Origin of the sequence: Streptomyces shenzhenensis (genome assembly GCF_021462265.1) — a bacterium.
In the GTDB taxonomy this organism is placed as follows: Bacteria; Actinomycetota; Actinomycetes; order Streptomycetales; family Streptomycetaceae; genus Streptomyces; species Streptomyces shenzhenensis.
In genome coordinates, this window is record NZ_JAJONF010000023.1 from 106242 (window position 1) to 123784 (window position 17543).

The 17543-nt window shown below is 69.9% G+C and carries 13 protein-coding genes; 3 read left to right on the top strand and 10 right to left on the bottom strand.

The window, feature by feature from the left end; all coding sequences use genetic code 11:
• Window positions 1–79: 79 nt before the first annotated feature.
• Together LQ326_RS27360 and LQ326_RS27365 are read left to right on the top strand one after the other, a co-directional pair.
• Window positions 80–1321 carry a thiolase family protein gene (locus tag LQ326_RS27360; protein ID WP_234540778.1) on the top strand — a complete coding sequence of 414 codons (1242 nt, stop codon included), beginning with the start codon at window positions 80–82 and terminating at the stop codon, window positions 1319–1321.
• A complete protein-coding gene (locus LQ326_RS27365) occupies window positions 1318–3447 on the top strand; it encodes a 3-hydroxyacyl-CoA dehydrogenase NAD-binding domain-containing protein (RefSeq protein WP_234540809.1) in 2130 nt (709 codons plus the stop codon). The genes LQ326_RS27360 and LQ326_RS27365 overlap by 4 nt, the downstream gene beginning before the upstream one ends.
• Before the next feature lie 95 nt (window positions 3448–3542).
• On the opposite strand, the gene LQ326_RS27370 is transcribed toward LQ326_RS27365, so the two are convergent.
• Window positions 3543–4559 (bottom strand): DUF8189 domain-containing protein, encoded by a 1017-nt coding sequence (locus tag LQ326_RS27370; protein ID WP_234540811.1) that lies wholly within the window; start codon window positions 4557–4559, stop codon window positions 3543–3545.
• Between the two features lie 64 nt (window positions 4560–4623).
• Here LQ326_RS27370 and LQ326_RS27375 point away from each other — a divergent pair, with 64 nt between their 5' ends.
• A complete protein-coding gene (locus LQ326_RS27375) occupies window positions 4624–4995 on the top strand; it encodes a PIN domain-containing protein (protein ID WP_234540813.1) in 372 nt (123 codons plus the stop codon).
• Window positions 4996–5100: 105 nt separating this feature from the next.
• Here the strand turns inward: LQ326_RS27375 and LQ326_RS27380 are convergent, their stop codons facing one another.
• The 9 genes from LQ326_RS27380 to LQ326_RS27420 form a co-directional block, all read right to left on the bottom strand.
• On the bottom strand, window positions 5101–6552 hold the full coding sequence (locus tag LQ326_RS27380; protein WP_234540816.1) for a glycosyltransferase family 39 protein: 1452 nt from the start codon (window positions 6550–6552) through the stop codon (window positions 5101–5103).
• A gap of 72 nt (window positions 6553–6624) precedes the next feature.
• Window positions 6625–8121 (bottom strand): amino acid permease, encoded by a 1497-nt coding sequence (locus LQ326_RS27385; protein WP_234540819.1) that lies wholly within the window; start codon window positions 8119–8121, stop codon window positions 6625–6627.
• Between the two features lie 149 nt (window positions 8122–8270).
• A complete protein-coding gene (dxs, locus tag LQ326_RS27390; RefSeq protein ID WP_234540821.1) occupies window positions 8271–10187 on the bottom strand; it encodes a 1-deoxy-D-xylulose-5-phosphate synthase in 1917 nt (638 codons plus the stop codon).
• Window positions 10188–10477: 290 nt separating this feature from the next.
• Complete coding sequence (locus tag LQ326_RS27395) at window positions 10478–11752, bottom strand: sugar ABC transporter permease (protein WP_234540991.1); 1275 nt, start codon at window positions 11750–11752, stop codon at window positions 10478–10480.
• A 71-nt stretch (window positions 11753–11823) separates the two neighbouring features.
• Window positions 11824–12615 carry an ATP-binding cassette domain-containing protein gene (locus LQ326_RS27400; RefSeq protein WP_234541049.1) on the bottom strand — a complete coding sequence of 264 codons (792 nt, stop codon included), beginning with the start codon at window positions 12613–12615 and terminating at the stop codon, window positions 11824–11826.
• A 325-nt stretch (window positions 12616–12940) separates the two neighbouring features.
• Window positions 12941–14032, bottom strand: a complete 1092-nt coding sequence (locus LQ326_RS27405; protein WP_234540824.1) for a sugar ABC transporter substrate-binding protein — start codon at window positions 14030–14032, stop codon at window positions 12941–12943.
• Between the two features lie 134 nt (window positions 14033–14166).
• Complete coding sequence (locus LQ326_RS27410) at window positions 14167–15366, bottom strand: ROK family transcriptional regulator (RefSeq protein WP_181803049.1); 1200 nt, start codon at window positions 15364–15366, stop codon at window positions 14167–14169.
• Window positions 15367–15697: 331 nt separating this feature from the next.
• Window positions 15698–16597 carry a carbohydrate ABC transporter permease gene (locus tag LQ326_RS27415; protein ID WP_234540834.1) on the bottom strand — a complete coding sequence of 300 codons (900 nt, stop codon included), beginning with the start codon at window positions 16595–16597 and terminating at the stop codon, window positions 15698–15700.
• A gap of 4 nt (window positions 16598–16601) precedes the next feature.
• Window positions 16602–17528, bottom strand: a complete 927-nt coding sequence (locus LQ326_RS27420; protein WP_234540836.1) for a carbohydrate ABC transporter permease — start codon at window positions 17526–17528, stop codon at window positions 16602–16604.
• Window positions 17529–17543 lie beyond the last annotated feature (15 nt).

Below are 17543 nucleotides of genomic sequence, written 5' to 3' on the forward strand. Positions count from 1 at the left end.
ACTCATAAGTAGCATGGGTCTGAGCGCGCGCTCAGCGCATCGCAGCAGTGCCATCCCGCACCCTGGAGGAGAGCCAATCGTGCCTCGTACCGTCAGGGATGTCGTCTTCGTCGACGGCGTCCGTACCCCGTTCGGCAAGGCGGGCCCGAAGGGCATCTACCACGAGACCCGCGCCGACGACCTCGTCGTGAAGGCGATCCGGGAGCTGCTGCGCCGCAACCCCGGGCTGGACACCAAGAAGATCGACGAGGTCGCCGTCGCCGCGACCACGCAGATCGGTGACCAGGGCCTGACCATCGGCCGTACCGCGGGCATTCTCGCGGGCCTGCCGACCTCCGTGCCCGGCTACTCCATCGACCGCATGTGCGCGGGCGCCCTGACCGCCGTCACCACGGTCGCCGGTTCCGTCGCCTTCGGCGCGTACGACGTCGCCATCGCCGGCGGTGTCGAGCACATGGGCCGGCACCCGATGGGTGAGGGCGTGGACCCGAACCCGCGGTTCGTCAGCGAGAAGCTGGTCGACGAGTCGGCGCTGTTCATGGGCATGACCGCCGAGAACCTGCACGACCGCTACCCGCAGATCACCAAGCTGCGCGCCGACGAGTACGCGGTGCGCTCGCAGGAGAAGGCCGCCAAGGCGTACGCCAACGGCAAGATCCAGGCGGACCTGGTACCGATCTCGGTGCGCCGGACCGCTGCAGTCGACGGCGGCTCCGCCGCGGGGTCGGGCGGCGAGACCGGCTGGGGCCTGGTCACCGCCGACGAGCCGATGCGGCCGGGTACCACCCTGGAGAACCTGTCGGGGCTCAAGACGCCGTTCCGTGTGCACGGGCGGGTCACCGCAGGCAACGCGGCCGGTCTGAACGACGGTGCGACCGCCGCGATCATCGCCTCCGAGGACTTCGCCCGCGAGAACAACCTGCCGGTGAAGATGCGGCTCGTCTCCTACGCCTTCGTGGGTGTCGAGCCCGAGGTCATGGGCTACGGCCCGATCCCGGCCACCGAGAAGGCGCTCGCCCAGGCGGGGCTGTCCATCTCCGACATCGGTCTGTTCGAGATCAACGAGGCCTTCGCCGTGCAGGTACTGGCCTTCCTCGAGCACTACGGCATCGCGGACGACGACGAGCGCGTCAACCAGTACGGCGGCGCCATCGCCTTCGGTCACCCGCTGGCCTCCTCCGGCGTGCGTCTGATGACGCAGCTGGCCCGCCAGTTCGAGGAGCAGCCGAACGTCCGCTACGGCCTGACCACCATGTGCGTCGGCTTCGGCATGGGCGCGACGGTCATCTGGGAGAACCCGCACTTCGAGGGGGACAAGTGAGCACCACCGCCGAGCTTCTGAAGCAGGCTTCGGACCTGTTCCCCGACGAGGTCGTGACGTCGGCGCACGTACGCCACTTCGACCTGCCGGCCGGGGCCGGCCGCTTCGCGCTGATCACCCTGGACAACGGCCTGGACCACACCAAGCCGACCACCTTCGGCCCGGCCTCGCTGGCGAACCTCAACACCGCCATCGACCAGGTGGAGAAGGAGGCTGCCGAGGGCACCGTCGTCGGTGTCGGCATCACCGGCAAGCCGTTCATCTTCGCCGTCGGCGCGGACCTCAAGGGCGTCGAGCTCCTCAAGGAGCACGAGCACGCGCTGGCCATCGGCAAGGGCGGACACGAGGTCTTCAAGCGCCTCGCGGGCCTCGCGGTGCCGACCTTCGCGTACTACAACGGTGCCGCCATGGGCGGTGGCGTCGAGGTCGGTCTGCACTGCACGTACCGGACCGTGTCCAAGGCCATCCCGGCGTTCTCGCTGCCCGAGGTCTTCCTGGGCCTGGTGCCGGGCTGGGGCGGCTGCGCGCTGCTGCCGAACCTGATCGGCGCCGACAAAGCCGTCTCCGTCATCATCGAGAACAGCCTCAACCAGAACAAGCAGCTCAAGGGGCAGCAGGTCTTCGACCTCGGCATCGCCGACGCCCTCTTCGAGGGCGCCGACTTCCTGGAGCAGTCGCTGATCTGGACGGCCGCCGTGCTCAAGGGCGACATCGAGGTCGAGCGTCCGGTGATCGACCGCGGCGAGGCCTGGGACCAGGCCGTCGCCCGCGGCCGCTTCATCGCGGACTCCAAGGTGCACGGCGCGGCCCCGGCCGCCTACCGCGCGCTGGACATCATCGCCACCGCCAAGAACGGCGACCTCCAGCAGGGCTACGACGCCGAGGACCAGGCCCTCGCCGACCTGATCATGGGCGGTGAACTGCGCGCCGGCATCTACGCGTTCAACCTGGTGCAGAAGCGCGGCAAGCGCCCGGCGGGCGCGCCCGACAAGAACCTGGCGCGTCCGGTCACCAAGGTGGGCGTCGTGGGCGCGGGGCTCATGGCCTCGCAGCTCGCCCTGCTCTTCCTGCGCCGCCTGGAGGTGCCGGTCGTGCTGACCGACATCGACCAGGAGCGCGTCGACAAGGGCGTGGGCTACGTCCACGCCGAGATCGACAAGCTGCTCGGCAAGGGCCGTGTCAACCAGGACAAGGCCAACCGCCTCAAGGCCCTGGTCTCCGGTGTGCTGGACAAGGCCGAGGGCTTCTCCGACGCGGACTTCGTCATCGAGGCCGTGTTCGAGGAGATCGGTGTCAAGCAGCAGGTGTTCGCGGAGGTCGAGGCGGTCGCCCCGGCGCACGCGATTCTCGCCACCAACACCTCCTCCCTCTCGGTGACCGAGATGGCGTCGAAGCTCCGGCACCCCGAGCGGGTCGTGGGCTTCCACTTCTTCAACCCGGTCGCCGTCCTCCCGCTCCTGGAGATCGTGCGCGGCGAGCAGACCGACGACGCCTCACTGGCCACGGCGTTCGCCGTCGCCAAGAAGCTGAAGAAGACCGCGGTCCTGGTCAAGGACGCCCCGGCGTTCGTCGTGAACCGCATCCTCACCCGCTTCATGGGCGAGATCCAGAACGTCATCGACGAGGGCACCCCGGTCGAGGTCGCGGAGAAGGCGGTCGAGCCGCTGGGTCTGCCGATGTCGCCGCTCGTCCTCCTCGAACTGGTCGGTCCGGCCATCGGTCTGCACGTCTCGGAGACCCTCAACCGGGCCTTCCCGGACCGCTTCACGGTCTCCCCGAACCTCGCGGCCGTCGTCAAGGCGGGCAAGCGCGGCTTCTACGTGTACGACAGCGGGAAGCCGGAGCTGGACCCGGAGGTCGCCGCGCTGCTCAAGCAGGGTGACTCGGTCCTCAGCGAGGAGCAGGTCCGAGACCGGGTCCTGGACGCCGTCGCCCAGGAGATCGGGCTCATGCTCGACGAGGGTGTCGTCGCCGAGGCCCAGGACATCGACCTCTGCCTGATCACGGGCGCCGGCTGGCCCTTCCACCTGGGCGGCATCACGCCGTACCTGGACCGCGAGGGCGTCTCGGAGCGCGTGAACGGCAAGAAGTTCCTGGCCCCGGGCGTGGCGTCGGTGCCCGCGTAACGGCCACAGCACGCTGAAGGGGCCCTCCGCACCACGCGGAGGGCCCCTTTTCCCGTTCTCCCGTGCGTTTCCGGAAGCCGGTCCGGGCGCGGAGGTCAGACCGCGCGCCAGGCCGCGAGCGCCAGCCCCGGCTCGTCCTTGCGGCGGGTGAGCAGGAACTGGCCGGTGGACGGCGACAGGCTCGCCGCGGCCACCCGGCCCTCCGCGTCCGTGGTCAGGGCGACCCGGGCGTCGGCGGGGAGTTGTGGTCCCGACTCGGTCCACCAGGCGCCCGCCCGCTCGTCCTCGGTCGGATACGCGGCGAAGGCCACCCGGCCGCTCGCCGAGCGCTGGGCGAGCAGGGTGCAGTCGTACCCGTCGAGTTCGCAGCGGACCGCGGCGACCGGGCCGGGCCCGGCGGACGGCAGCAGGGTGTGCGGCTTGCCGCCCGGACGCCAGGCGCAGAGGTCCCCGGACTCGTCGGTGTAGTAGAGGGTGGTGCTCTCGGCCGAGGTGGCGAGGGCGGTGAGGGTGCCCGGCCGGACCGGGGTCTCAAGCGTCTCCAGGAGCACCGGCGGCTTGCCGGCCTCCTCCTGGCGCCAGTGCACGATGCCGCCGGGCACGGCCGCGTACACCTCGACGCGCCCCGACTCCCCGGTCACCGCCGCGAGCCCGTCCTCGACCTGCCGCCCCTTCAGGTCCCGCCACGGCTCCCAGCCGCCCTTCTCCTTCTGGGCGACCATGCTCACCCCGCGCCCCCGGTCGCGGACGAAGACATGGGCGCGGCCCTCCGCGTCCACGGCCACGGCCGGCCCGCCGGTGACGTCGCCCTTCTTGTTCGGATGGCCGATCGACTGCCAGTCCAGGGCGGCCAGATGCGGCCGGTAGTGCGTGGAGTGGACGAGACCCGACTCACCCCGCACGGTGGGCCGCCAGGCGACCAGGTGGGCGTATCCGTTGGCCCCCTGCCCCACCGAGAAGCCGGCATGCAGCCGCTGGTCGCCGCCCACTTTCCGGGGCGCGCCCCAGGGCGCGCCGGGTCCGCGTTCGGCGCGGCACAGCACGGCGTCGCCCGACGGCAGATAGACACTGAGCCGGCCGTCACGGCCGCGAAGGAGCCAGTCGCCGTTCACCGCTTCACTCTAAGCGGGGCCGTTCGCGGCAGTGGAGCGGCCCCGGGCGTGCGAGGCTTGGGGCATGGAAGACGAAGCTCCCCTGCTGGTGATCGTCGACGGCGCGAACGTCGTCGGGGCACGGCCGGACGGCTGGTGGCGGGACCGCAAGGGGGCCGCCGAGCGGCTCCGGGACCGGCTCGCCGAGCGGGGGCTGCCCGGCCGGCCGACGCCGGTCGAGCTGGTGCTCGTCGTCGAGGGCGCGGCCCGCGGGGTGGCGTCGGTGCCCGGGGTACGGGTGGAGTCGGCACCCGGCAGCGGCGACGACCGGATCGTGGAGCTGGCCGCCGAGGACCCCGGCCGGCCCCGGCTCGTCATCACCGCCGACCGTGAACTGCGGGGCAGGGTCACCGAGTTGGGCGCCGAGGTGATCGGGCCGAGCGCCCTGCTGCACTGAGCGGGGCACTCCGCCGGAAGTACCGCGACACGCCGGCTGTGGCGCCGTCGTGGCTGGTCGCGCAGTTCCTCCCCCAGCCTTCGGCCGGGGTACCCCCAGCGCCCCTTACGGAGCGCTCGGTGCCCTGACGTACAGCACCGCGCCGTCCACCTGGCCGGCCTGCTCGTACCCTGCCGCGAGCAGCCTGCGCAGGCTGGGGACGCGGTCGGGGCCGTACGGCTTGCCCCGGGAGTCGTCGATCACCAGGGCCGGCGCCCGGTCGGCCATTTCCGCGCGGAAGACCGGCCAGGTGCCGGCGACGGCGTACTTCTCGCCGACCTGCGGGCCGTCCCGGCCGCCACTGAAGTTGGTGAGGAGGCCGGCGGTGAGGTAGCGGGTGGCCGGGGTGCGGTCGGCGAGCCAGTACGTCTCCGGGTGTATGCCCCAGACCAGGACCCGGTCGCCGGGCTCGGTACGGCGGTCCAGGGTGAGCGCCAGCCGCTGGGCGTGCGCCAGTTCGGGCCGGGGGGCCAGGACCCCCCAGGTCAGGAACAGGGCGCAGGCGCAGGCCGAGGCGAGCACGGCCCCCGGGGTCCGTTCCCGCGGCAGGATCTGCAGCGCGGCCGTGGCCAACAGCGCGAGCGGCGGCGTGAGTTGCAGGAAGTAGTGGCCGAAGAAGTGAAAGCCGAGGGTGACGGCGGCCGCCGACGCGGCCAGCCACAGCCACAGGTCCCCGGGGCCGGTGCGGGCGATGCGCAGGGCCCGCACGATGACCGGCAGCAGGCCGGCCGAAGCCGCGCCGAGAATCGCGGTGTTGGTCATCGCCCGTGCCAGGACATGGAGTTCGGAGCCGGTGAAGGAGGCGTAGGCGCCGGAGCCGGTGACCGTCCAGAAGGCGAAGCCGGCCGGGTCGGTGGCCAGGGCCGCGGCGAGTACGGGCAGGGCGGCGCCGGCCGCCAGCCTGAGCAGGCCCGCGCGCGGGCCGCCGTGCCGGCCGAGGAGACAGAGCACCGGCAGCAGGACCGCCCCGCCGGTCTGCTTGGTGAGGAAGGCGCAGGCGACGGCGGCCCCGGCCGCGCCCCAGCGGCGGCGGTCGGCGCACCACACCGCGGCGGCCGTGCAGGGCAGCATGAACACCTCGAAGGTGGCCGCCTGCGCGTCCTCGGGGTTGAGGCCGACCGAGACCAGCAGATACAGCGCCCCGGCGGTACGGCCCGCGCGGTCCCCCCAGCGCCGCCGGGCGATCGACGCGAGCAGTGCGGCGGTGGCCAGCTGGGCCAGTACGGCGAGGACCCGGACCGGGGTGAGCGACCCGGACCCGAAGACCGCGAACGTCCCCTCGTACAGCCACGGCAGCAGCGGCGGCTTGCGGTCCACGACCGTCTCGTACAGCTGCCCGCCGCCCGCCAGGAGGCGTGCCTGGACGGCCAGGTAGCCCTCGTCCGGGTTCCACAGCGGCCTGAGGAAGGACGGCATGCGGGTGACGCAGGCCAGGACGGCGAGCAGCGGCAGCAGCCGCGCCCAGTACCCCCTCCCTGCGCCTACGGACCGTGGTGGGGCGAGGGGCGCGAGAAGCATGGGGAGCACGCTATCCGGCCCCGCAGTCCCAACCCGGCGGGACATACGGGGCCGCGGCGGCGAGCCTGCCGGTCAGGGAGCGTCGGCGGGGACCCGTTCGGCCTGGGCGAGGCGGCTGTGCGAGCGACCGTAGAGGAAGTAGACGACGAAGCCGATGATCATCCAGATGGCGAACCGCAGCCAGGTCTCCGCGGGCAGGTTGAGCATCAGCCACAGCGAGGCCAGGACGGACAGGATCGGCAGCACCGGCACCCAGGGGGTGCGGAAGGACCGCTCCAGATCCGGCCGGGTGTTGCGCAGGATGATCACACTGATCGAGACGACGACGAACGCGAAGAGCGTGCCGATGTTCACCAGTTCGGCGAGTTCGCTGAGACTGGTGAAGCCGGCGACGATCGCGATGACGACACCCAGCAGGATGGTCGGCCGGTACGGGGTGCGGAACCTCGGGTGGGTGTGCGAGAAGAAGCGGGGCAGCAGGCCGTCCCGGCTCATCGCGAAGAACACCCGGGACTGGCCGAGCAGCAGGATCATGCAGACGGTGGTCAGGCCGACGGCCGCGCCGAAACTGATCAGGCCCGCGAACCAGGGATGCCCGGTGGCCTTGAACGCGTCGGCCAGCGGGGCGTCCACGGACAGGTCGCTGTACTTCTGCATGCCGGTCACCACGATGGCCACGGCCACGTACAGCGCGGTGCAGATGATGAGGGAGCCGATGATGCCGCGCGGCACGTCCCGCTGCGGGTGGCGGGTCTCCTCGGCGGCGGTGGCGACGACGTCGAAGCCGATGAAGGCGAAGAAGACGACGGAGGCGGCGGTGAAGATGCCCATCACGCCGAAGTTGGAGGGCGCCCAGCCGAACATCAGCTGGATCAGCGGGGCCTTGAGGTTGCCACCGGCCGGCACCGGCTCCTTGGCCGGGACGAAGGGGCTGTAGTTGCCGCTGTGGACGAAGAAGGCGCCCGCGACGATGACGACCAGGACGACGGCCACCTTGATGGCGACGACGACCGAGGTGACCCGGGCGGAGAGCTTCATGCCGACGACGAGGATCGCGGTGAGGACGAGGACCAGGGCGGCGGCGAGGATGTCGAAGCCGAAGCCGTGGGCGCCGTCGCGGCCGCTGAGGTAGGCGGGCAGCTGCCAGCCCGCGTTGTCGAGCAGCGAGTGGATGTACCCCGACCAGCCGACGGCGACCACCGCCGTGCCCAGCGCCAGCTCCAGCACCAGGTCCCAGCCGATGATCCAGGCGGGGAACTCGCCGAGGGAGGCGTACGAGAAGGTGTACGCCGAACCGGCGACCGGGACCGTGGAGGCGAACTCCGCGTAGCACAGCGCGGCGAGGCCGCAGACGGCGCCGGCCACGGCGAAGGAGAGCGCCACGGCGGGTCCGGCGTTGTTCTTGGCGGCCGTGCCGGTCAGGACGAAGATGCCGGTGCCGATGATGACACCCACGCCGAAGACCGTGAGGTCCAGGGCCGACAGCGACTTCTTGAGCGCGTGCTCCGGTTCCTCGGTGTCCTTGATGGACTGTTCGACGTTCTTTGTCCTGAAGAGGGTACTGCCCACGTGTCTACCTCCCACGTTTGTCGTCCTCGACATGATCGAGAGGGCCGGGGGTGCGTATGCCCCGGCAAGGGCAGGTTCACGCAGATGGGTCGGTCCCGCCACCGGAGAGGTGGGAGAGACCGACCCAGAGGCGCCTCGGCCAGGGCGTGTCAGTCCCTCGCGGGTTCCACCGAGTCGACTTCCGTCGTCGTACCGTCCAGCTTCGCGACCAGACCGGTCACCTGGCGGGCGATGTCCGGGGCTGTCAGGCCGATCTCTGCCATGACCTCGGCCCTCGACGCGTGGTCGAGGAAGCGGGGCGGGATGCCGAAGTCGCGGAGCGGCACGTCCACTCCGGCGTCCCTCAGCGCCTGGGCGACGGCGGAGCCCACGCCGCCCACGCGGATGTTGTCCTCCACCGTCACGACCACCCGGTGGCGCTCGGCCAGCGGGGCCATGGCCTCGTCGACCGGCTTGACCCAGCGCGGGTCGACCACGGTGGTGGAGATGCCCTGCTTGTCGAGGAGGCCGGCGATCTCCAGGCACATGGGGGCGAGGGCGCCCACGGAGACCAGGAGCACGTCCGGGGTGTCGGTGCCGGGCTCGCGCAGGACGTCCATGCCGCCGACCTTGCCGACGGCGGCCACGGCGGGGCCGACCGCGCCCTTGGAGAAGCGGACGACCGTCGGGGCGTCGTCGACCTCGACGGCCTCGCGGAGCTGGGCGCGGACCTGGTCGGCGTCGCGCGGGGCGGCGAGCCTGAGGCCGGGCACGACCTGGAGGATCGACATGTCCCACATGCCGTTGTGCGAGGCGCCGTCGGTGCCGGTGACGCCGGCCCGGTCCAGGACGAAGGTCACCCCGCACCTGTGCAGGGCCACGTCCATCAGCACCTGGTCGAAGGCGCGGTTGAGGAAGGTGGCGTACACGGCGAAGACGGGGTGCAGGCCGGCGGTGGCGATGCCGGCCGCGGAGACGGCGCCGTGCTGCTCGGCGATGCCGACGTCGTAGATACGGTCCGGGAAGGTGTCCGCGAACTTCTTCAGGCCGACCGGCTGGAGCATGGCCGCCGTGATGGCGACGATGTCCTCGCGCTCCTTGCCGAGCTCGACCATCTCGTCGCCGAACACGGAGGTCCAGTCGGCGCCGGAGACCTTGACCGGCAGGCCGGTGTCGGGGTGGATGGGGCCGATGCCGTGGAAGCGGTCGGCCTCGTCCTGGAGGGCGGGCTGGTAGCCGCGGCCCTTCTCGGTGAGGCAGTGCACGATCACCGGGCCGCCGAACCGCTTGGCCCGCGTGAGGGCCGACTCCAGGGCCTCGATGTCGTGGCCGTCGATCGGGCCGACGTACTTCAGGCCGAGGTCCTCGAACATGCCCTGCGGGGCGATGAAGTCCTTCAGCCCCTTCTTGGCGCCGTGCAGGGTGTCGTAGAGCGGCCTGCCGACGACCGGGGTGCGCTCCAGCAGGTCCTTGCCCCGGGCCAGGAACCGCTCGTACCCGTCGGTCGTACGCAGGGTCGCCAGATGGTTGGCGAGGCCGCCGATGGTCGGGGCGTACGAGCGCTCGTTGTCGTTGACGACGATGACCAGCGGGCGGTCCTTGGCGTCGGCGATGTTGTTCAGCGCCTCCCAGGCCATGCCGCCGGTGAGGGCGCCGTCACCGATCACGGCGACGACGTGACTGTCGCGGGCCAGCAACTGGTTGCCCTTGGCGATGCCGTCCGCCCAGCCGAGCACGGTGGAGGCGTGGCTGTTCTCGATGACGTCGTGCTCGGACTCGGCCTGCGAGGGGTAGCCGGACAGGCCGCCCTTCTGTTTGAGCCTGGAGAAGTCCTGACGGCCGGTGAGCAGCTTGTGCACGTAGGACTGGTGGCCGGTGTCCCAGAGCACCTTGTCCTTCGGGGAGTCGAAGACGCGGTGCAGGGCGATGGTGAGCTCGACCACGCCCAGGTTGGGACCGAGGTGTCCGCCGGTCTTGGAGACCGCTTCCACGAGGAAGGTCCGGATCTCCTCTGCCAGCTGGACCAGCTCCTCGGGGCTGAGCCGGTCCAGATCGCGCGGTCCCCTGATACGGGTCAGCAGCGGCACCCGTGCCTCCTTGCAGTAGAGCTGATCGAGCTGTTGCCGGGCTCGTCGAGTCTAATGTTCCGCCCGGGCGGCCGGACTCCGGCCCATGGGTCATAGGTCACGCGATCGGCTGTACCCATCATGGGCCTCACCTATGACACGACTGTGCCCGGCACTGTTCAGTGCCGGGCACAGTCGGAAACCCGGGGGCGCGGGGCCCGTATTCATGTGCGGCTGCCGCCGCGCGGGCGCGACCAGCCACAACGGACCGGCACCCGCGCTACCACCGCACCCCCCGACGGCGAACGGCGTCAGCCGCGCCCCGCCGCCTTCTGGCTCTTGCGGGAGACGGAGTCGATGACGACCGCGCCCAGCAGAACACCACCGGTGATCATGTACTGGATCGACGTGTTCATGTTCAGCAGGTCGAGACCGGTCTGGATGGACTGGATGACCAGCATGCCCAGGAGGGCGGACCAGACGGTACCGCGGCCACCGAACAGCGACGTGCCACCGATGACCGCCGCCGCGATGGCGAGCATCAGCGTGTTGCCGCCACCGGCGTTGAGCGTCGCGCTCGCCGTCTGACCGGCGAAGAACATACCGCCGATCGCCGCGAAGCCACCGGAGATCGCGAACACGGTGATCCGGACCATCGGCACGCTGATACCGGCACGGCGCGCCGCCTCGATGCCGCCGCCGACCGCGAAGACCTTGCGGCCGTACGTCGTACGGCGCAGCACGAAGTCGACGATCACCAGCGACGCCAGGAAGATCACCAGCGCGTTGGAGACACCGGCCGCGTTGTTCAGCACGGCGGCCGCGACGAAGGACGCGACCGCGAGCAGCGCGACACGGACGATGATCTCGCTGGTGGGCCGGAACGGCACGCCCGCCGCGCGACGCCGGCGCTGCTCGTTGAACTGGCCCAGCGCCGACAGCACGACACCGAGGCCGGCGAGCAGGTACGCGCCGATGATGGCCTGGTCCATGAAGAAGGAGCTCTGGCCGAGGATGTGCACCGGACCGCTGTCGGCCGGGATGTTGATCGTGCCGCTGTCGCCGAGCAGCCACAGCATCAGACCGTTCCAGCCGAGGAAGCCGGCCAGCGTGACCACGAACGCGGGTACGCCGATCTTGGCGAAGAACCAGCCGTGCAGCGCGCCGATGCCGATGCCCGTGACGATCGTGAGGATCAGGGCCAGCCACTGGTTCATCCCGTGGTTGACCACGAAGACGGCGAACACCGTGGAGGCCAGACCGCTCACCGAACCGACGGAGAGGTCGATCTCGCCGAGCAGCAGCACGAACACCAGGCCGATGGCGAGCATGCCGGTGGCCGAGAGGAAGTAGCTGATGTTGGAGAGGTTGTCCGCGCTGAGGAACAGGCTGTTCTTCACCTGGAAGATGGTCCAGATGATGATCAGGCCGACCACCACCGGCAGCGAGCCCAGCTCGCCGCCCCGCACCCGGCGCTTGAACTCCGTGAGGTAGCCCTTGAAGCCCTCCTCACGGACCAGCAGACGCGGGTCGACGACCGCGACCGGCGCGGCCGTGGGGTCGTCGGCGGGGGCCACCGTGGTCACGGCCTCGGCCGCCTCGGTCTTGTCGAGACCGGGCGACTCGTCGCCCTGGACGGTCTTGTTCGACGTCTCGCTCACTTTGCCGCCTCCGGGGTGCGACGCTCCGAACGACGGGTCACGGCGTTGTCCGTGGCACCCGTGATCGCCGCGATGATCTCTTCCTGGCTGGTGCTCTTCACGGGGAAGAAACCATTGTTCTTGCCCAGCCGCAGCACGGCGACGGTGTCCGCCACCGCCTTCACGTCGGCCATGTTGTGGCTGATGAGGATGACGGCGAGGTTCCGCTCGCGCAGCCGCTCGACCAGGTCGAGGACCTGGGCGGTCTGCTCGACGCCGAGGGCGGCGGTGGGCTCGTCGAGGATGACGACCTTGGGGTCGCCGATCAGGGCGCGGGCGATGGCCACGACCTGACGCTGACCGCCGGAGAGGCTGGCGATCGGGATGCGCACGCTCGGGATCCGGATGGAGAGCGTGCTCAGCAGCTCGCGGGCCTGCTTCTCCATCGTCACCTCGTCGATGACGCCGCGGTGCAGCAGCTCACGGCCGAGGAAGAGGTTGCCCACCACGTCGAGGTTGTCGCAGAGGGCGAGGTCCTGGTAGACCGTCGCGACGCCGAGCCCCTGGGCGTCGTGCGGCTTGTTGATGCTGACGGGGTTGCCCTCCCACTCGATGACGCCCTCATCGATGGGGTGCACACCCGCGATCGTCTTGACCAGGGTCGACTTTCCTGCGCCGTTGTCGCCCACCAGGGCGACCACTTCTCCGGCGTGGACCTCCAGTTCAACGTCGGTGAGGGCCTGGACCGCACCGAATCGCTTGGAGACTCCGCGCAACGCCAGCACGGGCGTAGCGGACACGTGAACCATCTCCTTCGCCGCCTGACCGGCGGGGATGCCGCGCTTGGTGATCAGGCGCGGAGGGTCGTGCGGTACCTCGGGGTGCCTCGGTGTACGCACGCGGTTTACAAGATGAACATGCGCGAATCCGCTGCGCTTGGCAACGGGTCCGTCCGACGCCCGTTCCGGCAGCGGGGTATGAAGGCCGGAGCGGGCGTCGGAGGGGTCTCGCGAGACCGCCGGGCGGACCGGGCCCTTGCGGAAGGGCCGGGGTGCGCCGGGCGGCCGGGGCCCGGGTGTCGTACTGCGATCACCCGGGCGCTGACGGCCGGAGCCGTGCGGCTCCGGTGCCGGACTACTGCAGGCCGGCGGCCTTGCAGGCCTTGGCGAACTCGGTGGTGCAGATGTCGGAGACGGTGTAGAGACCGTCCTTGATCACCGTGTCCTTGATGTTGGCCTTGGTGACCGACACCGGGGTCAGCAGCTGCGAGGGCACCTTGTTGCCGGAGCCGCTGACCTGCGTGGTGGTGGCGAGCGAGGTGATGCTCTTGCCCTGCAGCAGGTCCACCGCGATCGTGGCGGCGGCGTCGGCCTCCGGCTTGAACGCCTTGTAGACGGTGGAGGACTGGGTGCCGGCGACGATGCGCTGGATGCCCGCGAGCTCCGCGTCCTGGCCCGTCAGCGGGATGCCGCTGATGCCGGCGCCCTTGAGGGTGGTGGCGATACCACCGGCCATGCCGTCGTTGGCGGAGTAGACGCCCGCGATGTTCTTGGCACCGAGCTGGGTGATGGCCGCCTTCACCTTCTGCGCGGCGACCGTGTCCTTCCACAGACCGGACTGCTCGTAGGCGATGTCGACCTTGCCGTCGAGAGCCTCGTGCGCGCCCTTCTTGAACTGGCCGGCGTTCGGGTCGGCGTCGTCACCGTTGATCATGACGACCTTGGACTTCGTGGTCGCCTTGGAGCCGAGGGCGTCGAGGAGGGCCTGGCCCTGGAGCTGGCCGACCTTGACGTTGTCGAAGGAGACGTAGGCCGAGACGTTGCCCTGGGCGAGGCGGTCGTACGCGACGACCTTGATGCCCTTGGCCACGGCGGCGTCGATGGAGGACTTGATGGCCGCAGAGTCCTGGGCGGAGATCACGATGACCTTCACGCCCTTGGTGACCATGCTGCTGACCTGCTGGGCCTGCTTGGCCGCGTCACCCGCAGCGTTCGCGTACTCGACCTTGCAGTCGGCACACAGCGAGCTGACCTGCTGCTCGAAGTACGGCTTGTCGAACTTCTCGTAGCGCGCGGTCACGCTGTCGGGGAGCAGCAGGCCGATGGTCTTGCTACCACCGGAGGAGCTGCTGCTCGACGAGTCGCTCTTCTTGTCGCCGGCCTTGCCACAGGCGGCGAGCGACAGCGCCATGGAAACCGCGGCGGTGCCGATCACGACTCTACGCATCGTTGCGTTCATTTGGGGGTGCCTCCCTGACAGGGCCGCAACGCTGCGGCCGAGGTGGCTGGAAGTCAACTCGGCCGCGACTTCGACGTCAAGAAGTAAATACTTAACGAGATGGCAACGGCGCCATTCGTTCTCTAAGTGAAGGCAGGTGCAACAGCGGGCAACGACCCATCCAAAAGGGTCGAATCGCCCATCTCGCTGAGGGCGAGAGCGAGCGCGCCGAGGACCTCCGCACGGCCGCCCAGCGCCCCTGGAAGCACCGAGAGCTGGCGGGCCGCGCTGGGGATCGCATAGCGGCTCACGGACTCCCTGATGGGCCCCAGGACCAGCTCTCCGGCCTCGGCGAGATCACCGCCGAGGACCACCCGGCTCGGGTTGAGCAGGTTGCAGAGATTGGCCACACCGCTGCCGATGTGACGGCCGACGTCAGCGATCACCCGGCGGCAGCCCGGGTCGCCCTCCCGGGCCAGCCGTACGACGCCCTCCATGGTCAGCTCGGTGCCGTGGCTGGGCTGGAGCAGCGGCAGCACATAGCGGGCGGACGCGAAGGTCTCCAGGCAGCCGCGGTTGCCGCAGCGGCAGACCGGGCCGGACTCGTCGAGTGTGATGTGCCCGATCTCCCCGGCCGTGCCGCCGGGACCGCGGTAGATCTTCCCGTTGATCACCAGCCCGGCGCCGACACCGCTGGCGACCTTGATGTAAGCAAGATCACGCACCCCCTTGCCGCTGCCCCAGACCAGCTCGCCGAGGGCGCCGAGGTTGGCGTCGTTGTCCACGTGCACGGGGACGCCGAGGCGCAGCCGGAGCTCCTCCGCGGGTCTCGCGCCGATCCAGCCGGGCAGGATGGCGCTGGAGCCGAGGGTGCCGGACTCCACGTCGATCGGGCCCGGGACGCCGACGCCCACGCCGGCGATCTTCGTGCGGTCCACGCCCGTCGCCGCGATCAGGCGGTTGACCAGTTCTTCCGCCCTGTCGAAGCCCTGGCTGGCCGAGGCGTCCACGTCGAGGGGCTCGGACTCCTCGGCCAGCACCTGGTGGGCGAGGTTCCCGATCGCGACGCGCAGGTGGGTATGGCCGAAATCGACCCCGATGACGATGCCGGCGTCCCCGCTCAGACTCACGCTGCGGGCCCGGCGGCCGCCCGCCGACGTGGGCGTGACCTCGACGGTTCCGCCGTCCTTGAGTTCGCGCACGATGTTGGAGACCGTCGCGGCCGACAGGCCGGTCGTGCGCGCGATCTCCGCCTGCGTGAGCGATCCGGCCAGTCGTACGGCCCGTACGACACGTTCCAGGTTGGCTCGGTGCAGCGACGACTGCGACCCCGGAGTCTCCATCGACCCATCCACTCCTGCCATCGGAGGCGGCCACGGCGCCGCCCGCGTGACCCAGATCACCTCACTGAGACCGGGCCACTTACAAGTTATGAACTCCAAGCTCTGCTGAAGGGGTTACCGCCGTCAAGTCCTTGACAGAAATCGTTCGCGGTTCGGAGGTTGCCTGAGGGACATGCGGCGGACATGTCCAGGCCATTGGTCAGAGGTCGCAGAGGGGGTGGCGGGGACCGGCCGAGCGGGCCCCCGCGGTGCGTCGTGGCTGGTCACGCCCACGCGGCGAAGCCGCGTGGTGAACAGGGCCCCGCACCCCTTTGGGTTCGCAAACGCTTCGTTACTTCAAAGCGCCCGCCGTCAGCCCCGCCACCACCTGGCGCTGGAAGACGATGTACGCCGCGAGGACCGGGAGCATCGCCATCACCAGGCCGGCGAAGAGGCCGGACCAGTCGCCCTTGTAGCCCTGGCTCACCGCGAGCTGGACCAGGCCCTGGGTGAGGACGTGTTTGTCGGGGTCCGTGTTGAGGACCGTCGGGAGCATGTACTGGTTCCACTGGCCGAGGAAGTTGAAGATCCCCACGCTGATCAGGCCGGGCTTCGCCATCGGCAGCATGATCTGGAAGAACGTGCGGGTGTGCGAGGCGCCGTCGACGAAGGCCGCCTCGGCCACGGAGGTGGGCAGCGTGCGGAAGAACGCCGTGAGGAAGAACACCGTGAACGGCAGCGAGTAGGCGATGTAGACGAGGATGAGGCCGTGGAGCGTGTTCAGCAGGCCCATGTTGTTCACGACGTAGAACAGCGGGACCAGCGCGAGCATGATCGGGAAGCTCATGCCGCCGATGAACAGGTAGTAGATGAAGCGGTTGCCCGGGAAGTCGAAGCGGGCCAGGACGTAGGCCGCCATCGAGCCGAGGACCAGGGTGCCGATGAGCGAGCCGCCGACCACCAGGATCGTGTTCAGGAAGTAATCGCTCATGTTGGCGTCGGTCCAGGCCCGCGCCCAGTTCTCGAAGTGGAGCTTGTCCGGGAGCGCCCAGGGCGAGGTGAAGATGGACCGGTCGTCCTTGAAGGACGTCATCACCGCCCACAGCAGCGGCGTGACCACCATGAACGCCCAGATGATCAGGATGCCGTGGGAGAAGACGTTGAGGACCCCGCCCTCGCGCCTTCGCCGGGGCGGCTCCGGTGCGGGGACGGCGGTCTCGGTGGCGGTGGTACCGGTCTCGGTCGTCGTCATGGCTTCAGAACTCCAGCCGCTCGCGACGGCCCAGCCGCATCACTACCGCCGCGAAGGCGAGCGTGACGGCCAGCAGGGCGACGCCGATGGTGGTGGCGTAGGCGGCCTGACCGTCCCGGAACGCCTTCTGGTACACGTACAGGACCATCACGGTCGTCGAGTAGTCGGGACCGCCCGGCCCGGTCGTCATGATCTGTACGACCGCGAACGACTCGGCGCCGAGCGCGAGGATGCCCATGTAGACCCAGCCGGACTGCACGGTGTCCCACAGCAGCGGCAGGGTGAGGCGGAAGAAGGTGGTGGCGCGGCCGGCGCCGTCGAGCAGCGCGGCCTCGTAGAGGTCCGTCGGGATGGAGGCCATGCCCGCCGAGAAGAGGACCACGAAGAAGCCGACCGTGGACCAGACCAGGACGGCCATCACGCACCACAGGGCGAGGCTCGGGTCACCCAGCCAGAGCGGCTGGACGCTGTCCAGGCCGATGCCGCGGAGCAGTGAGTTGATCGCGCCGCTGTCGGGGTTGTAGGCGAAGGCGAACAGCAGCGAGACGATCGCGATCGACAGCACCTGCGGGAAGAAATAGACGATCTTGTAGAAGGACGAGCCCCGGACCCCGGAGATGACCGGGCCGCCTTTCCTCCTCCGGCCCCCGACATTGATCATGAATGCGAAGAACAGCGCCAGGCTGATCGTCACCAGCGGCAGCACGACCGCGAACATCAAGCTGTGCTGCAAGGACTTCCAGAAGACGTCGTCGTGCAGCATCCTCCGGTAGTTGTCCAGGCCGACCATCTTGAATTCGGGGCTCAGGCCGGTCCAGTCCGTGAACGAGTAGTAGATGGACTGGATGAACGGCCACACCACGAAGAGCGCGTACAGTCCGAGGGGCAATGCCAGAAACCCCACAATGAACCGGTACTTGCCGTGCTGCATCGCCACTCCGGTGCC